Origin of the sequence: Bacillus sp. MYb209 (genome assembly GCF_002975175.1) — a bacterium.
GTDB lineage: Bacteria > Bacillota > Bacilli > Bacillales > Bacillaceae_G > Bacillus_A.
In genome coordinates, this window is sequence record NZ_PCNZ01000135.1 from 1 (window position 1) to 1,053 (window position 1,053).

1 protein-coding gene is annotated in these 1,053 nt (G+C 29.9%); it reads right to left on the reverse strand.

What is annotated here, in order from left to right; all coding sequences use genetic code 11:
• Nucleotides 1–256: 256 nt before the first annotated feature.
• Nucleotides 257–856 carry a TetR/AcrR family transcriptional regulator gene (locus CQZ94_RS30795; RefSeq protein WP_105588444.1) on the reverse strand — a complete coding sequence of 200 codons (600 nt, stop codon included), beginning with the start codon at nt 854–856 and terminating at the stop codon, nt 257–259.
• Nucleotides 857–1,053 lie beyond the last annotated feature (197 nt).

The following is a 1,053-nucleotide window of genomic DNA, read 5'->3' on the forward strand; positions in this document are numbered from 1 at the left end:
TTAATACCTTAATGTTTTCGTTAGCTTCTTTTGTATCTACATCAACTTTCACTGAAACTACATTCCATATCATTTCGAGAAAATTGTACGCTAAGAAGTTGATAAAGGTTGTAATCACTTAACCAGCGTTTATAAATGTTTTCGATTATAAAATAGAGTACTAAACTTTTGATATGAAAACATACACCTCTGAATCATAATTTTTATGGAAGTGAAAAGTGAAGCCCTAAAGCAGCAAATGTATAATAAATGAAATTCACTCCTTATGTTTTGTTAGACCTTCTGATAAACATTCAATCATTTTTTTCATCATCTTCGAAAAAGTCGGTTCTCCAATCTCTTGTCGATGTAATGGAATAAGTATGGTTGTTCGAAAAAGGCCAATAAGTACTTCAGGATCATCTTCTGTAACGCCTTTTTCCTGTAGAAATTTAACAAACGCTAAAGAACTATCTAAATCTTCCTTTGCATGTTTATCTAGAAGTTCCTTAGGAAGTCTTTTCACAATTCGATCATATTCACCTCTTTGATAAAGACTTTGTAAAAATGGGTTTTGTTCTATAGTTTTAAAAGATAATTCAAAGAAACGAATTAAAAGTTCTTTTGGAGGTAGAGACTCACACATAATTTCTGAAATAATTGTATTTTTTACTTCTTCCTCTTTTCGCAATACTGCGTAAAACAACTCTTCTTTTGATGAATAATATGAATAAAAAGAACCCTTTGCGATTCCACATGCATTTACTATGTCATCAATACTAGTTTTAGAGAATCCATAGTGAATAAACAGTTCTTTACTCTTAAAGAGAAGGTTCTCATGTATCTGTTTTCTCTGCTCAGATGAAATTCTTGCCATAATGTATCCCCGCCTGTTTTTATTTGACTATTTATAGACATTTAGTCGAATATTTGATAGATTTATTTTATTGAATTATTTTTATTTTGTAAATACATAAATGTTAGCTGTGATAAAAGACCAGATTATACTAAATAAAGGGGAAAAGACATGGCAACAAAAAATAATATATTAATTCATGGATTTGTTGCACCGGG

Excerpts from the sequence above, each read along its gene's own strand:
- CQZ94_RS30795 (WP_105588444.1), bottom strand. The coding sequence starts at position 856 with ATGGCAAGAATTTCATCTGAGCAGAGAAAACAGATACATGAGAACCTT.